Origin of the sequence: Patiriisocius hiemis (assembly GCF_031846325.1) — a bacterium.
In the GTDB taxonomy this organism is placed as follows: Bacteria; Bacteroidota; Bacteroidia; order Flavobacteriales; family Flavobacteriaceae; genus Patiriisocius_A; species Patiriisocius_A hiemis.
The window spans coordinates 111099-133708 of sequence record NZ_JAVRHZ010000002.1 but is presented as its reverse complement, the minus strand read 5'-3'; the positions used below and the strand labels follow the sequence as shown (position 1 = coordinate 133708).

Here is a 22610-nt window from a genome sequence, read left to right as displayed (position 1 = left end):
GTAAATTACTCAGGGTTTTTTGTTAGTTAGCTAAATTGAAATATAAATGTTAGTTAGAAATAAAGTAATTAATCAAATTTAATCCAAGTATGATAAGTACTGAAACAAATAAGAAAATGTATAATGTTCTTTTACGTAATATATCAGGCTTTTCTCCCATTGCCCTTTTCTTTTAGGATATTCTAGTTAGATTGTTTATGTAAAGATGTGATTTTTGATTGTATACTGAAATACGTATAAACACGTAATTTAAAGAAAACCAAAATACTAGAGCAATTGGCTGTGATTTTCCTTTGCGTAGATTAAGAGACTATTTGTTTTAGGTTCAAGCTTTAGTTTTGTGATAATATTACTTCTATGCTTTTCAACAGTTCGATAGGAAATAAATAATAAAGAAGCTATTTCCTTATTGGTTTTATCCTTAGCAATTAACTTTAAGATTTTCTTTTCAGAAGGAGTAAGGCAATCAAGAGAACTTTCTTTAATTTCATTATCTCCTAATGATCCTTTTATCTTCGGACTAAAAAAAGACTCGTTATTAATAACTTTTTCTAAGCAGAGCTCAATCTCTTCAAGTGCAAACTCCTTTAGTATATATCCAAAGATGTTTAATTCTTTGGCTTCTAAGTAAAGCTCTCTTTCTTTATGTAGTGTGATTAAAATTATTTTAGTTTCAAGACTTTTACTTTTACATTTTTTAGCAATTTCGAGGCCAGACATGTAAGGCATTTGTATATCTAGAATAGCTATATCTGGCTCTTCTTTTACTATAAGGTTGTATGCTTCTCTGCCATTAGAGGCTCCTCCAATAATATTAAACCCTTTCTCTTGTAAAAAGTCATTTAATCCTTTTAAGAGTAGTGGATGATCGTCTGCTATGATTAGAGTATGTTCTTTCAAGTTATCGGGAATTGAAATTCTAGTGTTGTACCTGTATTTTTTCTTGAGAATACACGCATTTGTCCATCTAATACTTTAGTTCTTTCTAGTAGTGTCTTTAATCCCAGCGACTTAATATCTTGATATTTTTCCGAAAAATCAAACCCTACTCCATTATCTTTTACTGAAATAATAATATTTTTTGAAAACTTCTTTACTGAAACTTTACTGGCTTCAGCTTTTGCGTGCTTAATTATGTTGTTAAGAGACTCTTGTACAATACGATAGATATTAACCTCTTGCTCTGGTGTAAACAAATTATCAATATTTTCAATTTCTGAAGAAATAAAAATAGTTGTGTTTTCATCTATTTTTGTAAGTGTATGTTCTATGGCCCGTGTAATTCCCATTTCTTGTAATTGGAAGGGATGTAGGTCTCTAGAAATGTTACGTACTTCATCTATGGCATCATCTACCATTTTTTTTGTTTCTTCGTCTTTAAGGGGCACAATTTTATTTTTAATTAAAAGTAGCTGTTGCCCTAAGCTATCATGTAAATCTTTTGATATTCTTTTACGCTCTTCTTCTTGAGATACAATTAATTTTTGACTAAAACGCTCCTGTCTTATTTTATTCAATTTGAGCTCTTTTTGATTTCTAAACAATAAGAAAACCCCAAATAGTAAAAGAACTCCAACACTAACAAGCGCTATGAGTTTTTTAAAAGATTCATTGTCCTTTTCTAGTAACCGTATATTAGCTGTTGTTTCTAAAAGCTCTTTTTCCTTTTTTTCTGTTTCGTATAAGGTTTGATAGTATGCAAGAGCATTTGCTGTACCTCTGTTATATATCGAATCTTTAAGTTTAATATAACTTTCTTTATGAGAAAGACTTTTTTTGTAGTTTCCTACTTTTTCATGGATGTTTGACAACAATAGATGAGACTCCATAATTCCATCTTCAAGACCAATATTTGAAGTGTTTTCAAGTTTTTTATTTGCAAATTCTAGCGCCTCTCTATTGTTGTTTAATGAGGTTAAATACTTTGCTTTAGCTCCATTATAAGCAGATAAGGCAAAGTAATCATTGCTAACTTTTGGAATTATTGTGTCAATTTTAGATAAATATTCTCCAGATTTTTCAGTAATTCCTTTTTCTGCATAATACCCAGCATACTTAGAGTTTATTAAAACCTTATTTTGTAAATAATTGGTTATTGTTTTATGTGTTTCCAATGCTTGGTTTGCTTTGTCTAGGTAAAACAACATCTTCTTATAATTACCAGTCTTTTCATAATCAAAGGCTTGGTTGTAATATTCAGAAACAAGATATTGTTGGTTTTTGAAGCCTTTTAAAGTTTCAAAAAGTTTTTGTCTTTCTTCATAAGCTTTTTCATAAAAACCATTCATGCTAAACATTACCACTATCCCTTGTTTGGCATAAAACATATATTCTTGATCATTTAGGGCTTCAAATATTTTATATGCTTTATTGTAGCTTTCACCTGCTGGAACAAATTTGCCCATATTAGAATATACTTGCCCACTAAATAAATGAGCATCTGCAATGTAAACAGAGTCTTTTGCTCCAAAGTTTTCTATAGCAGTTGTGTAGTCTTCAACTGCTTGTTTTTGGTCTAATTTATAATTTGCGCCTCCTCTTTTTAAATATAAACCACCTAGTAAAAAACTATCTGTAATCTTGTATTTATGTGCTAGAACACCATCTATTATTTTAATAGATTTAATAGGGTCGTTCTTATAAACGGTAAGAGGAAATTGTAAGTTCATAGCTTTTTTTGCAGCTAGATCAATACTATCAAGTTCTTTAGCCAACTCAATATACATAATACTATATCTAACAAAAGTGTCAGTATCTACCCTAAAGCTTTTTGAAAGGACAGAGTCTATAACAACTAATTTGTCTAAAGAACTCTTTTGTGTAGAAACTAGTTCTTTGTAGTAGTCAATATCTTTATTTTGTGCAAGTGTGCACAGGCAATTTAAGCCAATTAGAAAAAAAAGAATAAACTTTTTCAAAAAGAATGTAGGTTTGTTGGTAAACACCTAAAGTTAGTGTTTTTTTTTAATTATAGCCTACTGTTCTTATAGGGAAATATAGAAACAGTTTCTTCCGTAGTCAATGACTGCTCTGTATTTTTTTAAAAAGTCTGCACCAATAATACCATGTACAGGGGCTTCTTCTACTTGCTCAAGGGCTAGGTTTACGTGTGAAAGATCAAATAGTATAAAGTCCATTTTTAAAGACTTAATTAATGGAATTTTAAAACTATTATTTTCGGTACTTTGCGTTTCCATACCCGTAGCTCCAGCCCCAGCAGCTTTGATGTCACTTGCTTGAGAGGCTAGATTAAAATGCAACATATAATCTAGACCAATACAGCTTGTTGATGCTCCTGTATCTAAAATAAACTCCCCATTTACCCCATTTACCTTTGCAATAAATTTATAATGACCTGTCGCCAATTTTTTTAAAGGAATCCTTTTAAACTGTTTATCTTCTAAGAAACTTCTAAGTTGCATTTCATTTTTTGTCAAATATAGCTAACAAAAGAGGTAACTTTGTAACTATGTTAACAGATACTCACACACATCTCTACAGCGACGCATTTAATGACGATAGAGATGCAATGATGCAACGAGCCTTTAATGAGGGAGTACAACGCTTTTTTGTTCCTGCTATAGATAGTGAAACTACACAAGCGATGTATGAATTAGAAACTAAATATCCAGAAAACATATTTCTTATGATGGGTTTGCATCCAACATCGGTAAAAGAAAATTATAAAGAAGAATTAGCACATGTTGAGTCTCAATTTAAACAAAGAGAATTTTATGCAGTAGGGGAAATAGGAATTGATTTATATTGGGATAAAAGTACATTAGCAATCCAGCAAGAGGCGTTTAAGCACCAAATACAACTAGCAAAAAAGTATAAATTACCTATTGTAATACATTGTAGAGAGGCTTTTGATGAAATTTTTGAAGTATTAGAAACTGAAAAGAGTGATGATTTATATGGTATCTTTCATTGTTTTACTGGAACTTTAGAACAAGCAGAGCGAGCAATTTCATTTAATATGAAATTGGGAATAGGAGGTGTGGTGACTTTTAAAAATGGAAAAATTGATACATTTTTACATAAAATAGACCCAAAGCATATTGTTTTGGAAACAGATGCGCCTTATCTATCACCTGTACCATACAGAGGAAAACGAAACGAGAGTAGTTACATTTCTTTAATTAACAAAAAAGTTGCGGCTATTTATGGTGTTTCCGAAGAAGAAATGGCGGCAATAACTACTCAAAACTCAAAAGAAGTATTTAAAGTATGACACAAAAAGCAAACATTCTCCTTATATATACGGGTGGTACTATAGGTATGATTAAAGATTTTGAGACAGGAGCTTTAAAGAGTTTCAACTTTGATGATTTATTGCAACATATACCAGAGCTTAAATTATTAGACTGTGATATTGATACGGTGAGCTTTAAAAACCCTATTGATAGTTCAAATATGAATCCTAGTTACTGGAAAGATCTAGCAAGTATCATTGAGGAAAATTACAATGCCTTTAATGGCTTTGTGGTATTACATGGTAGTGATACCATGTCCTACACATCTTCTGCTATAAGTTTTATGTTTGAAAACTTATCAAAGCCAATCATTTTTACAGGATCACAATTACCTATTGGAGACTTACGTACAGATGCTAAGGAAAACTTGATTACTTCAATCCAATTAGCTGCTTTAACCGAAAAAGGAAAACCCGTTATTAATGAAGTTGGACTTTATTTTGAATACAAATTGTACCGAGCAAATAGAACAACTAAGATAAACGCCGAGCATTTTGAAGCCTTCGATTCATTAAACTACCCAGCATTAGCTGAAAGTGGAGTTCACCTCTCTATAAATTATGATGCGTTATATAAACCTAACCGAAAGAAAAAACTAAAAGTTAATTACAATCTAGAGTCAAATATTATGCTTATTAAAATGTTTCCGGGTATCACTAAGGAGACTATAGAGCATCTTTTTGCAAATCCTACTGTAAAGGGGATTGTGCTTGAAACCTATGGAAGCGGTAATTTAACTACCGAAGATTGGTTTATAGAGGCCCTTAAGCAAGTGCTAAAAAAAGGAATTGTAGTTGTAAACGTGACCCAATGTTCTGGAGGTGCTGTAAGTATGGGGTTGTACGAAACAAGTGTTGCTTTAAAAAAGCTTAAGGTTGTCTCGGGAAAAGACTGTACAACAGAAGCAGCGTTAGCTAAGTTAATGTATTTGCTAGGTCAAAAAATCACTCCAACAAGCTTTAAAACAATTTTTGAAACATCGCTTCGTGGAGAGATGAGTTAAAATTGAAACAACCATATCATATTACCTTTAATTTTTTGATATTTGCTTTCTTTTTTTGAATGAAAAACTAGAGAGGTGGCCGAGTGGTCGAAGGCGCACGCCTGGAAAGTGTGTATACGCCAAAAGCGTATCGAGGGTTCGAATCCCTTCCTCTCTGCTTAGAGCGAAAACTAAACACATTTTTTGTGTTTGGTTTTCTGTTTTAGAGTACATCAACAACCGGAGGTTTTTGTAAGTTCTTTAAAATAGAAAGTCACAATAGCCTAAGCGATTGTGAGGTTTTCATTGTATGATGCAGATATTTCGGGATCAACGAGCGCAGCGATTTACCCCTTATAATTAATAAAGACTACATACTTATTGTTGCATTTTTCTAATAGAATCTTATAAAGTTGCGAGAAAATCTTCGGTAAAAAGCTTCTAGCTTTAAATTTTTGTTATTTTTTCGTCTTTGTTAATAGAAAGAAGTTAGATTTTGTTTTAATTCGCAATGGATTTGTCTATTTTGCAAAAAAATACAGATTATAACCTATTCAATAATAACTAATAAGGTAGTAACACCTATTATTTGTTGTAGATTAACTAAATATTTTTATATCTTTAAACCTTTAACTAAAAACAAACTTTAAGTCGATAGCAATGAAAAAATTATTTTCTATTATGGCGATTGCCGCACTTGTATTTGCGGGAACTCTAAACGCAAATGCAGTAACACAAACTACTATTCCTGCAAGTACTAACGCAGCAGTAACAGCGGTTACTCTTATTCAAGATGATGCAGAAGCTCCTGCAGAAGAATCTCTAGGATTCCATCAAACTCTTAAAAAATATTTTATTGAAGGTACACCACTTTTTATGGGTATTGTACTTTTATGTTTAATTCTAGGATTAGCAATTGCTATTGAAAGAATTATCTTCTTAAACTTATCTACAACAAACACTCAAAAATTAGCAGAGAATGTTGAAGATGCACTTAATAGTGGTGGTGTAGAAGCTGCTAAGGAAGTTTGTAGAAATACAAAAGGTCCTGTAGCATCTATTTATTACCAAGGACTTGACCGTGCAGAAGAGAGTATTGAAGCTGCAGAAAAGTCTGTAGTTGCTTACGGTGGAGTGCAAATGGGACAATTAGAAAAAAACGTTTCTTGGGTATCTTTATTTATCGCACTAGCACCAATGCTTGGTTTCATGGGTACGGTAATAGGTATGATTCTTGCATTTGATAGAATTGAAGCAGCCGGTGATATGAATCCTTCACTTGTAGCAGGTGGTATTAAAGTAGCACTTTTAACAACAGTATTTGGTCTTATTGTAGCGATTATACTTCAAATTTTCTATAACTACATTATCGCTAAGATTGATAGTATTGTAAACAATATGGAAGATGCATCAATTACTTTAATTGATATGTTAGTAGACTACAAAAACAAAAAATAATATAATAAAGACCAATTATAATGGGATTACACAAAGTATTTAAAATTATAGCACTCATCTTGGGTATCGTAGGAGTAGCTTTTTTTGTAAACCTTTTGGTTACAGGAAATGATACTATTACTGAAACTGGAGAGGGAGTAGACGGATTTATGTACCTCACTTATGCAATTTTAGCACTTATAGTCTTTGTTGTACTATTATTTGTACTAAAAGGCATATTTGCAGGTAATATTAAAAAGACACTATTTGTACTATTAGGATTTGTAGCAATTATCGCTATATCTTATGGTCTAGCAAGTGGAGTTGAAACACCTCTTAAAGACGGTGGAATGCTTTCGGCTAGTGGCTCTAAATGGGTAGGTACAGGATTATATGCATTTTATATAATGGCATTGTTAGCGATTGCAGCAATGGTATGGACAGGAGTTTCAAAATTAATAAATAGATAATGGCTAGAAGATCAGCACCCGAAGTAAATGCGGGATCTATGGCAGATATTGCCTTCTTACTTTTAATATTTTTCTTAGTAACAACTACTATTGAAAAAGATAAAGGTATTGCAAGACAATTGCCTCCTATTGAAGATGTGGTGGATCCTCCAATATTAAAGCAGAAAAATTTATTTATTGTATCAGTAAATAAAGATGACCAATTACTGGTTGAAGATGAATTAATGCAACTTAAAGACCTTAGGCAAGCAGCTATCGACTTTTTAGATAATGGTGGTGTTGCTTCAGAGTGTTCTTACTGTAAAGGGCGACGCGACCCTGCATCATCAGATAACCCAGATAAGGCTGTAATATCTGTTCAAAATGACAGGTTAACTTCTTATAAAATGTATATCAATGTTCAAAATGAATTAGTTGCTGCATACAATTTCTTACGAAATAGAGAATCACAACGTTTATTTGGATGGAAGTATACTGAGAAGAAAGCAGACATTGCCGAAGGAAAAATAAAAGGAGCTCAAGCTGAAGCAATAGAAGAAAAGCTTGAAGAAATACAGCTTATGTTTCCTTTAAAACTTTCAGAAGCAGAACCTAAACAAGCAGGACAATAAATAATTAGATATGTCAAAATTTAAAAAGAAAAAAGGCGGAGAATTACCTCCAGTAAATACAGCATCATTACCAGATATTGTATTTATGTTACTGTTTTTCTTCATGGTGGTAACGGTTCTTAGGGATAATAATTTATTAGTTAAAAACCAATTACCTAAGGCAGACCAAGTTGAAAAATTAAAGAAAGACCGATCTATTTATATTTATGCTGGTAAACCAAGCTCAAGATACCAAGATGCTTATGGTAGTGAAGGTAAAATACAGATTGGAGATAAGTTTACAGACATAAAAAGTATTCCTTTTGCTCTTAATGAGTTAAGAGGAAAGCTAAGACCAGAATTGCAAGATAAAGTAATGGTAGCTTTAAAAGTAGATGAAGAAACCAATACAGGTCTTGTAACAGATATAAAACAAGTGCTAAGGGAAGAAAATATGCTTAAAATAATCTATATTACCACTCCAGGTAATGAGTTAGAGCAATAAAATTTCAATCTTAGTTATAAATACAATGCCTTGAACAAAATGTTCAAGGCATTTTTTTGTTTTATAGTTATAAATACAATTATCTTTAACTATGCAATTGTATCAAAAAGTACTTTTAGGATTTTTTTTCTGCTTTCCTTTTGCAGCCTCTTATTCCCAAGAAGACTCTAAAATAGCAGTAGATTCTCTTTACAGAGAAGACCAGTTTTATATTGGTATTAATTATAACCTTTTGGCTAATACTCCTAAAGATGTTTCCTTACGTGGATTCTCTGGAGGCCTACAGTTAGGGTATTTACGAGATATGCCAATTAATAAACGTAGAAATGTTGCTATTGCTGTAGGTGCTGGACTTACTGTAGACACCTATGGTCAAAATTTATTTATAGGTGAAGACGAAAACGAGCAATCAATTTTTACAGTATTAATGGAAGATGATGTTTCTTTTGACCGAAATAGACTAAGTGTTTATGTAGCAGAAATCCCCTTTGAGTTTAGATGGCGAACCTCTACTCCAGAGAGTTATAAGTTTTGGAGAATACATGCAGGATTTAGAGTTGGATATGCTTTTTTCTATAAATCAAAATTTAAGCAAACTGGCAATGAAGTAAACCAAACCAATATTGAAGAGTTTGACCCTTTAAGATTAACAACCACACTAGCTTTTGGGTACAACACTTTTAACTTTTTTGCCTCTTATAGTATAAACCCCTTTTTTGATAATGCTACAACTACAGAAGGAGAGGCTATAGACATACGAACAATTAAATTGGGACTTATCTTTTATATATTATAACCAATAATTATATAAAACTAACTGCGGAATTGCTCCAACAAAAAAACCTATTACAAGCTCAATCACCGTATGTGATTTTGTATGTAATCTAGAAGAAGCAACCCAACCATTGCCTAGCAATAAAAGACCAAGCCATAGCAACAAATTTATTTTAAAGTGAACACTTAGGCCTAATATAAAAAGGGTAACTCCAGCAATTGCCATTTGATGTAAGCTAACTTTAAAGTTTAAAAAGACCAATAAAAGGGAGGTGATTGTGGTAAATAGTATACCAATAAAAAAGTAGTATAGTTCACCACTATCATAAGGGTCGTAGACAAACTTTATAATTAATAGCAATAGGGCACATTGTATAAATAGCGGTAATTTTCTTTCTGAAACTTCTTTTAAATGAATAGAAGATACGAGTCTAAGATTTTTCAGTAAAAAGAAAATAAGTAAAGGGATAAATACAGTTAGTATAATTATTGCTGCAATTTTTGCTTGAATAATCTCTGGTTGTAAAAATCGAGGGGAGATTAAGTAATAAATACTAACACCTAATAAGGGCATTAATAGTGGATGAAAAAGATACGCTCCAAAACGTAAAAAATAGTTCATTATATTTCTTTTCTAAGTCTAGCAACAGGGAGATCCAATTGCTCTCTATACTTAGCAACAGTCCTTCTAGCAATAGGGTAGCCTTTCTCTTTTAATATTTTTGCTAGTTTATCATCTGTGAGCGGTTTTCTCTTATCTTCTTCTGAAATAGTTATCTCAAGGATTTTTTTAATCTCTCTTGTTGAAACTTCTTCTCCTTGATCATTAGTCATAGACTCGCTAAAAAACTCTTTTATGAGTTTTGTTCCATAAGGAGTATCCACATATTTACTATTTGCAACTCGAGAAACAGTAGATACGTCCATATCTATTTTATCTGCAATATCTTTTAGAATCATGGGCTTGAGTTTTCGTTCGTCACCCGTTAAAAAATACTCTTTTTGATGATGCATAATAGAATTCATAGTAACAAAAAGTGTTTGTTGCCGTTGCTTAATAGCGTCTATAAACCACTTGGCAGCGTCTAGCTTTTGTTTAATAAACATAACTGCATCTTTCTGGGATTTAGACTTGTCTTTTGCATCCTTATACCCTTTAAGCATATTGGTATACTCCCTAGATACATGTAACTCTGGAGCATTACGTCCGTTTAGTGTTAAGTCTAATTCTCCATCTACAATTTTAATTGCAAAATCTGGAACTACATGCTCTACCATTTTTGTGTTTCCAGAATAACTTCCGCCAGGTTTTGGATTGAGTCCTTCAATTTCGTGTATAGCTTCTCTTAGATCGTCTTCAGTTATATTAAATTTCTGAATGAGCTTCTTGTAATGCTTTTTCGAAAAATGATCAAAAGCATCTTCAATAATCGATATGGCTAACGCAACGGAATTTGTATTTGTTTTTCGGTATAACTGCAATAATAAACACTCCTCAAGATTACGAGCACCTACACCGGCAGGGTCTAAGTCTTGTACTTTATTAAGAATATCTTCTATTTTTTCTTCAGTTGTAAAAACGTTTTGAGTAAATGCTAGGTCATCTACAATATCTTGAATGTCACGTCTAATGTAGCCACTCTCATCTACACTACCCACAAGAAATTTTGCGATTACTTCTTCCTCTTCATCAAAGCGATAGGTGCTTAGCTGTTGCAATAAAAACTGATTGAAAGAAGTCCCTGAGGCATATGGTGTTTGTTTTTCTTCATCATCTGCACTATAGTTATTTGCAGATAATTTGTAGCTTGGTGTTTCGTCGTCACTTAAATAATCATCTACATTAATTTCGGCTTCAATAACTTCGGTGCCATCATCCTCATAAGTATCATCAAAATCGTCGCTTAAATCATCATATTCGTCTTTTTCGTCTTTACCACCTTCAAGTGCCGGATTTTCATTCATTTCCTGTGCAATGCGTTGCTCAAATGCTTGCGTAGGTAATTGTATCAACTTCATCAACTGAATTTGTTGCGGTGATAACTTTTGTGATAATTTAAAATTTAATTGTTGTTTGAGCATTATATTATATCTACTGTTAAAAATAAAAAAAACCAGCTAGATATAGAGATATAGTAGCTGGTTTTAATATACTATTATGATATTATTTTTTAAAATTCTGCATTACCTGGAGTTCTTGGGTATGGTATTACATCTCTAATATTGCCCATTCCAGTTACAAATTGTACTAATCTTTCAAAACCAAGTCCAAAACCACTATGGACAGCTGTACCAAACTTGCGTAAGTCTAAATACCAGTAAAGCTCATCTTGAGGAATACCCATAACTTCCATTTTTTGTTTTAAAACATCATAGCGTTCTTCCCGCTGAGAGCCTCCAACAATTTCTCCAATACCTGGAAATAATACGTCCATAGCACGTACGGTTTTGCCATCGTCGTTAAGTCGCATATAGAATGACTTTATAGACGCTGGATAATCAAATAAAATTACAGGGCATTTAAAATGTTTTTCTACAAGAAAACGTTCGTGTTCACTTTGTAAATCTGCACCCCATTCTTCAATTAAGTACTTAAACTTTTTCTTTTTGTTGGGTTTAGAGCGCTTTAAAATTTCAATTGCCTCTGTATAGCTTACACGTTTAAAGTTATTTTCTAGAACAAAATTTAGTTTTTCTCGTAATGCCATTTCACTCCGTTCAGCTTGTGGCTTAGTCTTTTCTTCTTGAAGTAACCTGTTTTCAAGAAATTCTAAATCGTCAGCGCAATTTTCTAATGCATATTTTATAACATACTTTATAAAATCTTCGGCTAAATCCATATTACCATCAAGATCACAGAAAGCTACTTCAGGTTCTATCATCCAGAATTCTGCTAGGTGTCGTGAGGTATTAGAATTTTCGGCTCTAAAAGTAGGGCCGAAAGTATATACTTTCCCTAAGCCCATTGCGTAGGTTTCTGCCTCTAGTTGTCCGCTTACGGTAAGGTTGGTTTCTTTTTCAAAAAAGTCCTGCTTAAAATCTACAGTTCCGTCTTCTTTCAAAGGAGGGTTTTTTGAATCTAGAGAGCTTACTCTGAACATTTCACCAGCACCTTCTGCATCACTACCTGTGATAATGGGGGAGTGCATATAGTAAAACCCATTTACCTGAAAATATTCATGAATAGCAAATGCTAATTTAGATCGTAAACGCATTACTGCGCCAAAGGTATTAGTACGAACTCTAAGGTGTGCTTGCTCTCTTAGCTTTTCAAGAGTATGTCTTTTTGGAGAAAGAATGGTTAATTTTACTTCTTCAGGGTCTGCTTCTCCTAACACAGCCAATTTATTTACTTGTACTTCTACAGCCTGCCCAGCTCCTTGACTTTCAACTAAAAGCCCTGTAACTTCTATAGCTGCTCCAGTAGTTACCTTTTTTAGCACTTCTTCTTCAAAATTTTCAAAATCTACCACACATTGTAAGTTATGTAGGGTAGAACCATCGTTAAGTGCAATAAAACGATTACTTCTAAAAGAACGTACCCAACCTCTTACTGTTATTTCATGTAAAGTAGGTTCGGTTTGTAATATTTTTATAATTTCTGTGTGCTTCATAGCCTATTTTTTCTCGGAAAGCAAAGATATTTCTTTAATTGAGAATAGTAAATTCTGAAAGTAAAAAATTACTCTTCTTCCTCATCAGGAATAATTTTTAATGATGGTTTTCTAAAGGTTTCTTTATTGGCAATACTCTTTTCTAGAGAAAGCAATAGAGAAGGTAATAGTAGTAAGTTAGCCAGCATAGCAAAAAGCAGGGTGGCTGAAACCAAAGCACCTAAAGCTACTGTGCCTCCAAAGTTAGAAATAGTAAATACCGAAAACCCAAAAAACAACACAATACTAGTGTAAAACATACTAACGCCAGTCTCTTTTAATGCCGCATACACAGATTTTTTAATGCGCCAATTATTAGCAATAAGTTCTTGCCTGTATTTTGCTAAGAAGTGAATGGTGTCATCTACCGAAATTCCAAAGGCAATACTAAATACTAAAATTGTAGAGGGTTTTATGGGTACACCAAGAAAGCCCATAAGTCCTGCTGTGACTAGTAATGGTAATAAATTAGGAATTAACGAGACCAGAATCATTCTCACACTTCTAAACATCCATGCCATAAATAGTGCAATTAATAAAACGGCGAGCGATAGTGAAATAACAAGATTAGTTACTAGGTACTTTGTTCCTTTTTGGAAGACAAGAGCTTTTCCTGTAAGCGATACATTGTAACGTTCTTCTGGGAATATCTTTGCTATTTCGGCTAGTAAATCTTCTTCAATTCTGTCGTAACGCTCTGTTTTCGTATCTTTCATAAAGGTTGTGACTCGAGCGTATTGCCCTGTAGAATCAACATAGCTAGAAAGTAGATTGGTGTTATTGGCACTACTCTTTGCATACGAAAGTATAAAAGTGCGTTCTTGGCTATTAGGAAGCTGGTAATATTCTGGATTATTATTGTAATAAGCTTGCTTAGAATATTTAACCAACTCTACCACAGACAATGGTTTTGAAAACTCTGGAATTTCTTCAAGGTAGTTTTGTAGTTCTTCCATACGTTTTAAGGTAGCCAATTTCATAACTCCTTTTTCCCGTTTTGTGTCTATTAAAATCTCTAGAGGCATAATACCTTCGTACTCCTCTTCAAAAAAACGAATATCCTTAAAAAATTCTGCCTTTTTAGGCATGTCTTCAATAATACTTCCTGAAAGTTTAATGTTGTAAATACCAATAATACTCAAGCAAAGTAATACAACAGAAGTTATGTAAATGGCAATTTTATACCCCTTTACCATTCGTTCCATCCAATTTACAAATGTCCCAACCCAACGTTTGTTAAGGTGTTTAAGATGTTTGTATTTTGGGACTGCCATATAGCTATAAACAATAGGTATAATAAACAGGCTCAATAGAAAAATGGCAATAATATTAATAGATGCTACTATACCAAACTCCTTTAATAACTGGCTATTAGTCAAAATAAAGGTGGCAAATCCAGATGCCGTAGTAACATTTGTCATTAAGGTAGCGTTCCCTACTTTTGTGATTACACGTTGTAGCGATTTTGCTTGATTACCATGATTTTTTATTTCTTGTTGGTACTTGTTAATCAGGAAAATACAGTTGGGAATTCCAATAACGATAATTAATGGAGGTATTAATGCAGTAAGAACTGTAATCTCATAATGGAGCAATCCTAAAATTCCAAACGCCCACATTACTCCAATAATAACAGTAATCATTGAAATAAATGTGGCTCTAAAAGACCTAAAAAAGAAAAAGAATATTAATGAAGTTACCAGTAGTGCAGCACCAATAAAAAGCCCAATCTCGTCTATAATATTTTGAGAATTTAAGGTACGTATATAAGGCATTCCAGAAGTATGTACTTTAATACCTGTGTCTGTCTCAAAACTCTCAATTAACGGAATTAACTCTTGTACTATAAAATCTTTTCGGGCGGCTGTATTTACAATATCTTTTTCCAAATAAATAGCGGTGCGCACACCCTCTTTGTTTGGGCTATAGACTAAACCATTGTAAAACGGAAGTTTTTCAAAAAGCTCGTATTGTATTTTTTGAAGTTTTTCTGAAGTAAAAACAGAATCCTTTATAAATGGGACCATTGCAAAAGCAGTACTGTCTTTTAACTTCTCAAGTTTTTGAAGGTTTCCAACAGATAAAGTTAAGGCAACTGCTTTTTTTGAATTTATTTCTTCAGAAAGTTGTGCCCAAGCATTAAAATTTCTACTAGTAAAGAGGCTAGAGTCTTTAACTCCAATTAAAATGAGATTCCCTTCTTCTCCAAATTTTGAAAGAAACTCATTATAAGCTGAATTTACCTCATGGTCATCTGGGAGTAAGTTGGCCTCAGTATACGTAAACCGCATATTTTTCCATTGCATTGCCAATAGAACTGTTATGGCAGCAATAAAAATAATAATTAGTGTTCTGTTTCTTAGAATGAAACGAGCTACAGCACTCCAAAATCCTATGCTAAAGAGTTTGTTCAAATTAAGGGGTTTGTTTCAGCGTGCAAAGGTAGTATTTCCTATTGATGCTACTAAAAATTTACTATAGATTTTAACTGAAAATTAGACTTTTAAATAAAAAGTAAACTTAAAAGAGATATTATCTTCAAAATCGGGTTTATGATAAAAGCCATAGCGGTAAGCAAAACTTAAGCCAAAACCTAAAAATAACTTATTTAACTCTAGCCCTGCTTCATTATATACCTGCTCCAAAGTATTAAACCCAGTTCCCAAATGGACTTCTCTATTGTCTAGAGATCCAATTGCGTGTTTACTTATAAGAACCAATTCTGGCTGAAATTTTTCAGAAAAATAAAACCTACGTAAGCTATGTTTTACTTGTAGTGTTGCTAGTTTATCTGAAAAAAACTCACCAAAATACATAGTTTCAAAGCTACGCCGTCCTGCGACAGAAAAACGTTGCAAAATTTCATCTTTTGTTGGAGCATTAGGATACGCATGAAATAAATGTGTGAGAGGAACATCGCCTATGGCATAATCTCCTTCTAATAAAATATTTGTTGATGATAAATTTGTCCTCTTGATATAGTAGTCTAGCTTTAATCCAAATTTTGTATAATCAAAATCACTACCTAAAACGCCTTTAATTCCTTGTGTGATTTGGGCACTTATTTTTGGGAATCCATCAAAATATTCTACGCGGCCATCTTCAGTTGTAAAAAAATTGGTTTTTGGACTAATTCTTACTGAAGCTGTTGCTTCTGTTAATTGATATTTCCTAAACTCTGTTTCATTATTTAGAAATCTATAGCCAATTATTTGTTTTATACTAGAGTGAGAAAGTCTTGCTTCGGCTAAAAATTTAGGAGTAAATTCATGCTGAATGTTATTTTGTATTGTTTTGTACTTATAAAACTGTGTAATGTTTACAAGGCGAGGTTCAAAAACAGAATAGACTCTGTCATCTGTAAGAAACTTAAACGCACCTATTTCCCTAATATCATCTGTATAATATAGATTATACCAAGTTTTACTTTCTTTTTCAAGTCGAAGACTGCCGCCAATACTAAACTTAAAATCTCTGTCCTTAAATCCTCTGGCAATATAACCTCCTATTTTAAACCTATCTGAAAGTAAATCATTGGTAACTCCTCCAATACCTAATCTAATGCCTTCGTAGTTGTTGTATTTAACAAAGTACCTTAGGTCAATATCAAAAAAACCTAAAGGATAGAAACCAGTTTTAAACGGGCTTTCTTTTTTTTCTGCTCTACTAGCTGTAGTGTCTTTTTCAATCTTTATAGCCGGCTCTTGAGCATTTAAAATGTATCCAGTAAAAAGGAAGAAAAGGATACTTAGTTTGCGCATTGTTTGAATTGAGAGAGGTTTGATGTAAAGATATAAATAAAGCGGCATAAGAGCCGCTTTATTGTACTAGGTTTAAGATTTGATTATTAAACTGTCATAATCTCTTTTTCTTTGTTGGCTAGAATCTCGTCTATTTTTGTAACAAATGTATCTGTCATAGTTTGCACATCAATTTCAAGGTTTTTCTTCATATCATCACTTACATCTAGCTCTTTAATATCGCTATTAGCACTTTTTCGGTCATTACGCACCCCAATTTTAGCTTCTTCTGCTTCTGCTTTAGCTTGTTTAGCAAGTTCTCTTCTTCGTTCTTCAGTAAGAGGAGGTACATTAATAATTACACTTTCTCCATTATTCATTGGGTTAAAACCTAAATTGGCTTGGTGAATTCCTTTTTCAATATCAGGTATCAATCCTTTTTCCCAAGGTTGTATAGAAATAGTCATCCCATCTGGAGTGCTTACATTGGCAACTTGTGTTAACGGGGTAGGTGTACCATAATATTCTACCATGACACTACCCACCATAGTTGTAGATGCTTTTCCTGCTCTAATGTTAATTAACTTTTTTTCTAAGTGCTTTACAGCAGCAGTCATTGCCTCTTTAGTGCTATCTAATATAAATTTAATTTCTTCTTCCATATCTATTGTAACGCCTTAAGCGTGAAAATTTTAATTATTTATAACTCAGAATGCCAGTTTCAAAAACTAGACCAATCTCAAAAATAATAAATTACAAATTAACTTTTGTACCTATGTTTTCTCCAGAGACTACTTTAACAAGATTTCCTCTAGTATTCATGTCAAATACTATAATAGGTAACTCGTTTTCTTGACTTAATGTAAAAGCTGTAGTGTCCATTACTTTAAGTCCTTTGCGCAACACATCATCAAAAGAGATAAAATCAAATTTTGTGGCGTTTGTATCTTTTTCAGGGTCACTAGAATAGATGCCATCTACACGAGTACCTTTTAAAATTACATCAGCATTTATCTCAATAGCCCTTAATACTGCTGCAGAGTCTGTTGTGAAGTAGGGGTTACCTGTTCCACCGCCAAAAATTACAACGCGTCCTTTCTCTAGATGTCTAATTGCTTTGCGACGTATAAAAGGCTCTGCGACTTCATTAATTTTTACTGCACTTTGCAATCTTGTAGGGATTTCTTCATCTTCTAATGCACTTTGTAATGCAAGGCCATTAATTACTGTGGCAAGCATTCCCATGTGATCTCCTTGTACACGATCCATCCCTCTACTTGCTCCTGCAACTCCTCTAAAAATATTACCACCCCCAATTACAATGGCTACTTGCACGCCTTTATCTGTAATTTGTTTAATCTCTTTTGCATATTCTGAAAGCCTATCGGGGTCAATCCCATATTGACGATTCCCCATTAGTGCTTCTCCAGAAAGTTTGAGTAATATTCTTTTATATTGCATAGAAGTGAGTGATTTTGCTTAGCAAAAATAACTATTTTTTTATTGCTGAATTAAATTTTATTATTCATTACCAAAGTAATTAGATATCAAATCGTACAATTAGTTTATAAACAATTAGTAAATTTATATCAGCCAAATTTTCAAATCATTTTTAAATGAAAAAAATACTCTACTCATTTATTTTTTTAGCTTTTTTAGGATGTAAAGAACGAGGATTAGACACAAAATTAATTGCTTCGAAGTATTATAAAGGGGTGGTGAAAATTTTATTAATGGATCCCGATTTAGAAAAAATTAAACCTGGATCAGGTTATATGGGAAGAGGCTCTGGATTTATTGTAACTAATGATGGATATGTTTTTACAAATAAGCATGTTATAGAAATGTGTGTAAAAGGGTACATAGAGTATGAATACTTGACAAATAATACCACAAAGACTGCAATTGATGTTTATTCTGAAGAGCTAATTCAAAACCCTAGTTTAGTAAAAGCAAAATATACAGGTTATACTGTTCCCGTTGTTCAAGTTTTCTACGGACCCGGAGAAAATGATTACAAATTATATCTCGCAGAAGTTGTTGCAACAGGTTCGGGAGAATATGATGGAGCATTACTTAAAATAGTTAATGACCTTGATGGCAAAAAAGTTTCAAAGAAGTTTACTCCTGTTCCTATTGGTAATTCTGATAATATAACACAAGGAGAGAATCTTTGTGTTTATGGGTACCCGGCTCAATTTTCTGGGACTGCTAGTTTAATGCTTAAAGATTTAAGCACTCTTAGCCTTGGAATTATGAGTGGTTACGACTATGTGTTTAATCAAGATTATGGTTACATTAAAACAGATGCAGAGATACACCCTGGTAATAGTGGAGGACCCGTGTTTAGTGAAGATAATAAGGTGGTTGGTATCGCTACAGCAAAAGGACCTACTACAGGTATTGGATTAATTGGAGGGTTAAACGGGATGTATTATATCTCAGCAATAGATAATAAAGCCCACACAGCACTTGTAGAAAGAGGACTTACTCTTCCTAAAAGATCAAGTTCTATAAATGCAATAAAAGGAGAAAGACAACCAATTAAAACTGTTGCACAAATAAATAATGACATTGCTATTAGAGTTGAAAATGAAAATGCAGCGAAAAGAGCTGCATTAGCAAAAAATTATACTGGCTCAAATTTGTTTTTTTCCTTAATTTCTAGCTCGCCAAATGGAACTCTTCCTCCAAAAGAAAAAAGATATACTAATTTCACATTAGGCAATGGAGCCCAGAGAGGTAAAATAAGGGTTTTCTTAAATAATAGTCCTAACCCGCTAAAAACAGAATCTATTTTGGTTTTAATTGATAAACTATCAACTTATGATGGAAAGTACTACAAGTATAAAGACTTAACTCTCTCTGTCAACCCAAGATTTGCCTCTACATATTTTGATTTTAACTTTTATGATGCTGCAACTTATAGAGTGAGTATTTATAGTGGAGAAAAGGTTTTTATAAAATCAAATACACTAAAAATGAGTCCCAAAAAACTTTAATATCATATAAGCAGAAGTTATAGCATAAAAAAATCCGTTCTCAATTATAATTGAAAACGGATTAAATTATTTATATAAAGCCATTGCAAATTGCAGGATGGCTCTGTTTATTATAAGCTTGAATTAAGCTAAAGAAACTCTCTTAAAGCCTACAACCTCTACATTTTTACTCGCTACATAATCTGCAACAGTTTGCTTATCGTCCATAATATAGTTTTGGTCTAATAAACATTGCTCTTGATCTAATGTAGTATTATCGCTAATAAAACGCTCTAGTTTTCCAGGTACAATTCTATCTAGAATTTGCTCTGGCTTTCCTTCAGCTAATAATTCAGCTTTAATATCAGCTTCAGCTTTTGCTAAAACCTCATCTGTTAATTGTGCTCTAGAAATATAGCTAGGAACATTTTTTAATGTTTTTCCTAAACGACCTAATTCTATATTATCTTTTTCTATAGCAGCGATACGAGCTTCAGTTTCACTAGCAACATAATCAGCATCAAAATCCTTGTATGATAATGTTGTAGCACCCATAGACGCAACCTGCATAGAAACATTTTTAGCAATCTCTGCAGCATTATCAACTGCTTTTGATAAACCAGTTAATGCTCCAATTTTATTACCGTGGATATAAGAACCTACAAAAGGAGCTTCTATTACTTCAAAACCTCCAATTTCAATTTTCTCACCAATAACACCAGTTTGCTCTATTAATTTTTCGGCAACAGTTAAGTTTCCAAGAGAAACCTCAAGAAGTTCTTCTTTAGAGTTTGTATTGATTGCAGCATCTGCAATCTCTTGTGCCATTGCCTTATAAGAGTCATTCTTGGCAACGAAGTCTGTTTCACAGTTAAGAGAAACTAATATTCCTCTTGTGTTATCGTCACTTATTTTTGCAACAACAGCTCCTTCACTAGAATCTCTGTCTGCTCTTTTTTCTGCAATTTTTTGTCCTTTCTTTCTAAGGATTTCAATTGCTTTATCCATGTTACCTTCGGCTTCAACAAGGGCTTTTTTACAGTCCATCATTCCAGCTCCAGTTTTTTTACGTAATTCGTTTACCTCTGCGGCAGTTACTTTTACCATGATATATGTTTAGTATTTTAAAAAAGTCGTCCAAATTTACTCTTGAGAAAAAACCTGAACGACTTATAGGTATTATAAAATTGTTATTTATTCTTCTTCTTTAGTTAGTCCTGCTTTCTCCATTGTTTCAGACTTAGAAGCTACAACAGGTTTTTTTACTTCTTCTATAGCTTTTTCGTCACTAACACTAGTGTTTGCAGCTTCAGATACCTTTGTTTCTTCAGCAACATCGCTAGAAGCTTCTACGGCAGCTCTTTTACGAGGTGCTTTCTTAGCTTCTTTTGGCTCGCTAGCTCCTGCTTTTTCTGTAGTCGCTTTTTCTTTACCGGCTTTTCTCTCAGCCAGCCCTTCAATTACAGCTTCAGAAACTGAAGACATAATTTTTTCGATAGACTTAGATGCATCATCATTAGATGGGATTACATATTCTACCTCTCTTGGGTCACTATTAGTATCTACCATCGCAAAAATTGGAATGTTCAATTTTTGAGCTTCGGCAACTGCAATATGCTCACGTGTAGTATCTACAATGAATAAAGCGCCTGGAAGACGACTCATATCACTAATAGAACCTAAGTTTTTCTCAAGCTTAGCGCGAAGACGATTTACTTGTAAACGCTCTTTCTTTGAAAGTGTGTTAAATGTTCCGTCTTGCTTCATTCTATCAATAGAGGCCATTTTTTTAACGGCTTTTCTAATAGTTACAAAGTTAGTAAGCATACCACCTGGCCATCTTTCTGTGATGTAAGGCATGTTTGCATTACTTGCTTTTTCTGAAACGATATCTTTTGCTTGCTTCTTAGTAGCTACAAAAAGAATTTTACGTCCACTAGCAGCAATCTTTTTTAAAGCTTCGTTAGCTTCATCAAGTTTTGCAGCAGTTTTGTATAAGTTGATAATGTGGATTCCGTTACGCTCCATGTAGATGTAAGGCGCCATGTTAGGATTCCATTTTCTTGTAAGGTGTCCAAAGTGTACACCTGCATCTAGAAGTTCTTTAACTTCTACGCTTGTTTTGTTTGCCATTTTGTTTTTAGTTTACGTTCTGTGTGTTTAGATGTCAACCTTCTCGTAAAGAGCTTGGTTTAGATACTAAACTAATTGTCCCGCCCGGCAGAACGGGACTAACAGCTTATTAATAATTGTAATTGTATGAACTTGTAATTCGAGTAATTTTTAACAACACCCGAAACAGATACCCAACCAAGTTGAGTATATTAACGCTTAGAGAATTGAAATTTCTTACGTGCTTTCTTCTGTCCAAATTTCTTACGTTCTACCATTCTTGGGTCTCTTGTAAGTAATCCTTCTGGCTTTAAGATAGCTCTGTTCTCTTCGTTTAATTCGCATAATACTCTAGACAATCCAAGTCTTATAGCTTCAGCTTGTCCAGTTACTCCACCACCATGTACATTTATAGAAATGTCAAAAGATTTTTCGTTTTCTGTTAATGCTAATGGTTGTTTTACTTTATACTGTAATGTTGGTGTAGTAAAGTAGTTATTTAATTCACGCTTGTTAATCGTGATGTTTCCTTTTCCTTCAGAAACATATACACGTGCAACAGCTGTTTTTCTTCTTCCAATTTTGTGTATAGTCTCCATTACTTGATTTCGTTAAGGTTAATGCTTCTAGGTTTTTGTGCTTCTTGTCCGTGGTCTGCTCCCGCATATACTTTCAAGTTTCTAAAAAGAGTTGAACCTAATTTGTTTTTAGGTAACATACCTTTTACTGCCTTTTCCACCACGCGTGCTGGATTTTTTTCTTTTAATTCTGAAGCTGTCAAACTACGTTGACCACCTGGATAACCTGTGTGACGAATGTATGATTTTTCGTTCCACTTGTTTCCACTTAATTGGACGTTTTCTGCGTTTATGATAATCACGTTGTCACCACAATCTACGTGTGGTGTAAAACTTGGTTTGTGTTTACCACGAAGTAACTTTGCTACTTCACTCGCAAGACGACCCAATGTTTGCCCGTCCGCATCTACTAATAACCACTCTTTTGTAACGGTAGCTTTATTAGCAGATACTGTTTTGTAACTCAATGTATCCATTTCGTTTTTTGTCTAATTGTTAATACTTATTTTATTGCCCTATTTTAGGGTCTGCA

Annotated in this window: 22 protein-coding genes and 1 tRNA gene; 9 read left to right on the top strand and 14 right to left on the bottom strand. The window is 33.2% G+C overall.

Annotation, left to right across the window (positions count from 1 at the left end; all coding sequences use genetic code 11):
* Window positions 1–267: 267 nt before the first annotated feature.
* From RM538_RS04785 to RM538_RS04775, 3 genes are all read right to left on the bottom strand, one after another.
* Window positions 268–900, bottom strand: a complete 633-nt coding sequence (locus RM538_RS04785; RefSeq protein ID WP_311332265.1) for a response regulator transcription factor — start codon at window positions 898–900, stop codon at window positions 268–270.
* A complete protein-coding gene (locus tag RM538_RS04780) occupies window positions 897–2918 on the bottom strand; it encodes a tetratricopeptide repeat-containing sensor histidine kinase (RefSeq protein WP_311332264.1) in 2022 nt (673 codons plus the stop codon). The genes RM538_RS04785 and RM538_RS04780 overlap by 4 nt, the downstream gene beginning before the upstream one ends.
* Before the next feature lie 66 nt (window positions 2919–2984).
* The gene (locus RM538_RS04775) at window positions 2985–3422 is read right to left on the bottom strand and encodes an aspartyl protease family protein (protein ID WP_311332263.1); all 438 of its coding nucleotides are present in this window, start codon (window positions 3420–3422) and stop codon (window positions 2985–2987) included.
* Window positions 3423–3469: 47 nt separating this feature from the next.
* Here RM538_RS04775 and RM538_RS04770 point away from each other — a divergent pair, with 47 nt between their 5' ends.
* From RM538_RS04770 to RM538_RS04735, 8 genes are all read left to right on the top strand, one after another.
* The gene (locus RM538_RS04770; protein ID WP_311332262.1) at window positions 3470–4234 is read left to right on the top strand and encodes a TatD family hydrolase; all 765 of its coding nucleotides are present in this window, start codon (window positions 3470–3472) and stop codon (window positions 4232–4234) included.
* The gene (locus RM538_RS04765) at window positions 4231–5259 is read left to right on the top strand and encodes an asparaginase (protein WP_311332261.1); all 1029 of its coding nucleotides are present in this window, start codon (window positions 4231–4233) and stop codon (window positions 5257–5259) included. Before RM538_RS04770 ends, RM538_RS04765 begins: the two co-directional genes overlap by 4 nt.
* Window positions 5260–5328: 69 nt before the next feature.
* Window positions 5329–5416 (top strand) — tRNA-Ser (locus RM538_RS04760).
* Window positions 5417–5898: 482 nt separating this feature from the next.
* Window positions 5899–6696: a MotA/TolQ/ExbB proton channel family protein gene (locus tag RM538_RS04755; protein ID WP_311332260.1), complete on the top strand. Its 798-nt coding sequence runs from the start codon at window positions 5899–5901 to the stop codon at window positions 6694–6696.
* Between the two features lie 20 nt (window positions 6697–6716).
* Window positions 6717–7145, top strand: a complete 429-nt coding sequence (locus RM538_RS04750; protein WP_311332259.1) for a hypothetical protein — start codon at window positions 6717–6719, stop codon at window positions 7143–7145.
* Window positions 7145–7756, top strand: coding sequence for an ExbD/TolR family protein (locus tag RM538_RS04745; RefSeq protein WP_311332258.1), 612 nt, complete (start codon window positions 7145–7147; stop codon window positions 7754–7756). Before RM538_RS04750 ends, RM538_RS04745 begins: the two co-directional genes overlap by 1 nt.
* Before the next feature lie 10 nt (window positions 7757–7766).
* The gene (locus RM538_RS04740; protein WP_311332257.1) at window positions 7767–8240 is read left to right on the top strand and encodes an ExbD/TolR family protein; all 474 of its coding nucleotides are present in this window, start codon (window positions 7767–7769) and stop codon (window positions 8238–8240) included.
* A 91-nt stretch (window positions 8241–8331) separates the two neighbouring features.
* Entirely contained in the window at window positions 8332–9036 is a 705-nt protein-coding gene (locus RM538_RS04735) for an outer membrane beta-barrel protein (RefSeq protein WP_311332256.1), read from the top strand.
* On the opposite strand, the gene RM538_RS04730 is transcribed toward RM538_RS04735, so the two are convergent.
* From RM538_RS04730 to pyrH, 7 genes are all read right to left on the bottom strand, one after another.
* Complete coding sequence (locus RM538_RS04730) at window positions 9031–9636, bottom strand: hypothetical protein (protein WP_311332255.1); 606 nt, start codon at window positions 9634–9636, stop codon at window positions 9031–9033. The two genes, RM538_RS04735 and RM538_RS04730, sit on opposite strands and share 6 nt — an antisense overlap.
* Entirely contained in the window at window positions 9636–11096 is a 1461-nt protein-coding gene (gene rpoN / locus RM538_RS04725; protein ID WP_311332254.1) for an RNA polymerase factor sigma-54, read from the bottom strand. Before rpoN ends, RM538_RS04730 begins: the two co-directional genes overlap by 1 nt.
* 89 nt (window positions 11097–11185) lie before the next feature.
* Window positions 11186–12628 (bottom strand): asparagine--tRNA ligase, encoded by a 1443-nt coding sequence (asnS, locus tag RM538_RS04720; protein WP_311332253.1) that lies wholly within the window; start codon window positions 12626–12628, stop codon window positions 11186–11188.
* A gap of 68 nt (window positions 12629–12696) precedes the next feature.
* Window positions 12697–15081 (bottom strand): efflux RND transporter permease subunit, encoded by a 2385-nt coding sequence (locus tag RM538_RS04715; RefSeq protein ID WP_311332252.1) that lies wholly within the window; start codon window positions 15079–15081, stop codon window positions 12697–12699.
* 81 nt (window positions 15082–15162) lie between these two features.
* Window positions 15163–16428: a DUF5686 family C-terminal domain-containing protein gene (locus RM538_RS04710; protein WP_311332251.1), complete on the bottom strand. Its 1266-nt coding sequence runs from the start codon at window positions 16426–16428 to the stop codon at window positions 15163–15165.
* An 86-nt stretch (window positions 16429–16514) separates the two neighbouring features.
* Window positions 16515–17069 carry a ribosome recycling factor gene (gene frr / locus RM538_RS04705; protein ID WP_311332250.1) on the bottom strand — a complete coding sequence of 185 codons (555 nt, stop codon included), beginning with the start codon at window positions 17067–17069 and terminating at the stop codon, window positions 16515–16517.
* A 91-nt stretch (window positions 17070–17160) separates the two neighbouring features.
* Entirely contained in the window at window positions 17161–17868 is a 708-nt protein-coding gene (gene pyrH, locus RM538_RS04700) for a UMP kinase (RefSeq protein WP_311332249.1), read from the bottom strand.
* Between the two features lie 155 nt (window positions 17869–18023).
* Here pyrH and RM538_RS04695 point away from each other — a divergent pair, with 155 nt between their 5' ends.
* Window positions 18024–19409: a S1C family serine protease gene (locus RM538_RS04695; RefSeq protein ID WP_311332248.1), complete on the top strand. Its 1386-nt coding sequence runs from the start codon at window positions 18024–18026 to the stop codon at window positions 19407–19409.
* A gap of 123 nt (window positions 19410–19532) precedes the next feature.
* Here RM538_RS04695 and tsf read toward each other — a convergent pair whose 3' ends face one another.
* The 4 genes from tsf to rplM all read right to left on the bottom strand — a co-directional run bounded on the left by tsf (window position 19533) and on the right by rplM (window position 22554).
* The gene (tsf, locus tag RM538_RS04690; RefSeq protein ID WP_311332247.1) at window positions 19533–20495 is read right to left on the bottom strand and encodes a translation elongation factor Ts; all 963 of its coding nucleotides are present in this window, start codon (window positions 20493–20495) and stop codon (window positions 19533–19535) included.
* Window positions 20496–20582: 87 nt separating this feature from the next.
* A complete protein-coding gene (rpsB, locus tag RM538_RS04685) occupies window positions 20583–21521 on the bottom strand; it encodes a 30S ribosomal protein S2 (protein ID WP_311332246.1) in 939 nt (312 codons plus the stop codon).
* Between the two features lie 191 nt (window positions 21522–21712).
* Window positions 21713–22099 (bottom strand): 30S ribosomal protein S9, encoded by a 387-nt coding sequence (gene rpsI / locus RM538_RS04680; RefSeq protein WP_311332245.1) that lies wholly within the window; start codon window positions 22097–22099, stop codon window positions 21713–21715.
* Window positions 22099–22554, bottom strand: a complete 456-nt coding sequence (gene rplM, locus RM538_RS04675) for a 50S ribosomal protein L13 (RefSeq protein WP_311332244.1) — start codon at window positions 22552–22554, stop codon at window positions 22099–22101. The genes rpsI and rplM overlap by 1 nt, the downstream gene beginning before the upstream one ends.
* Window positions 22555–22610: the final 56 nt, after the last annotated feature.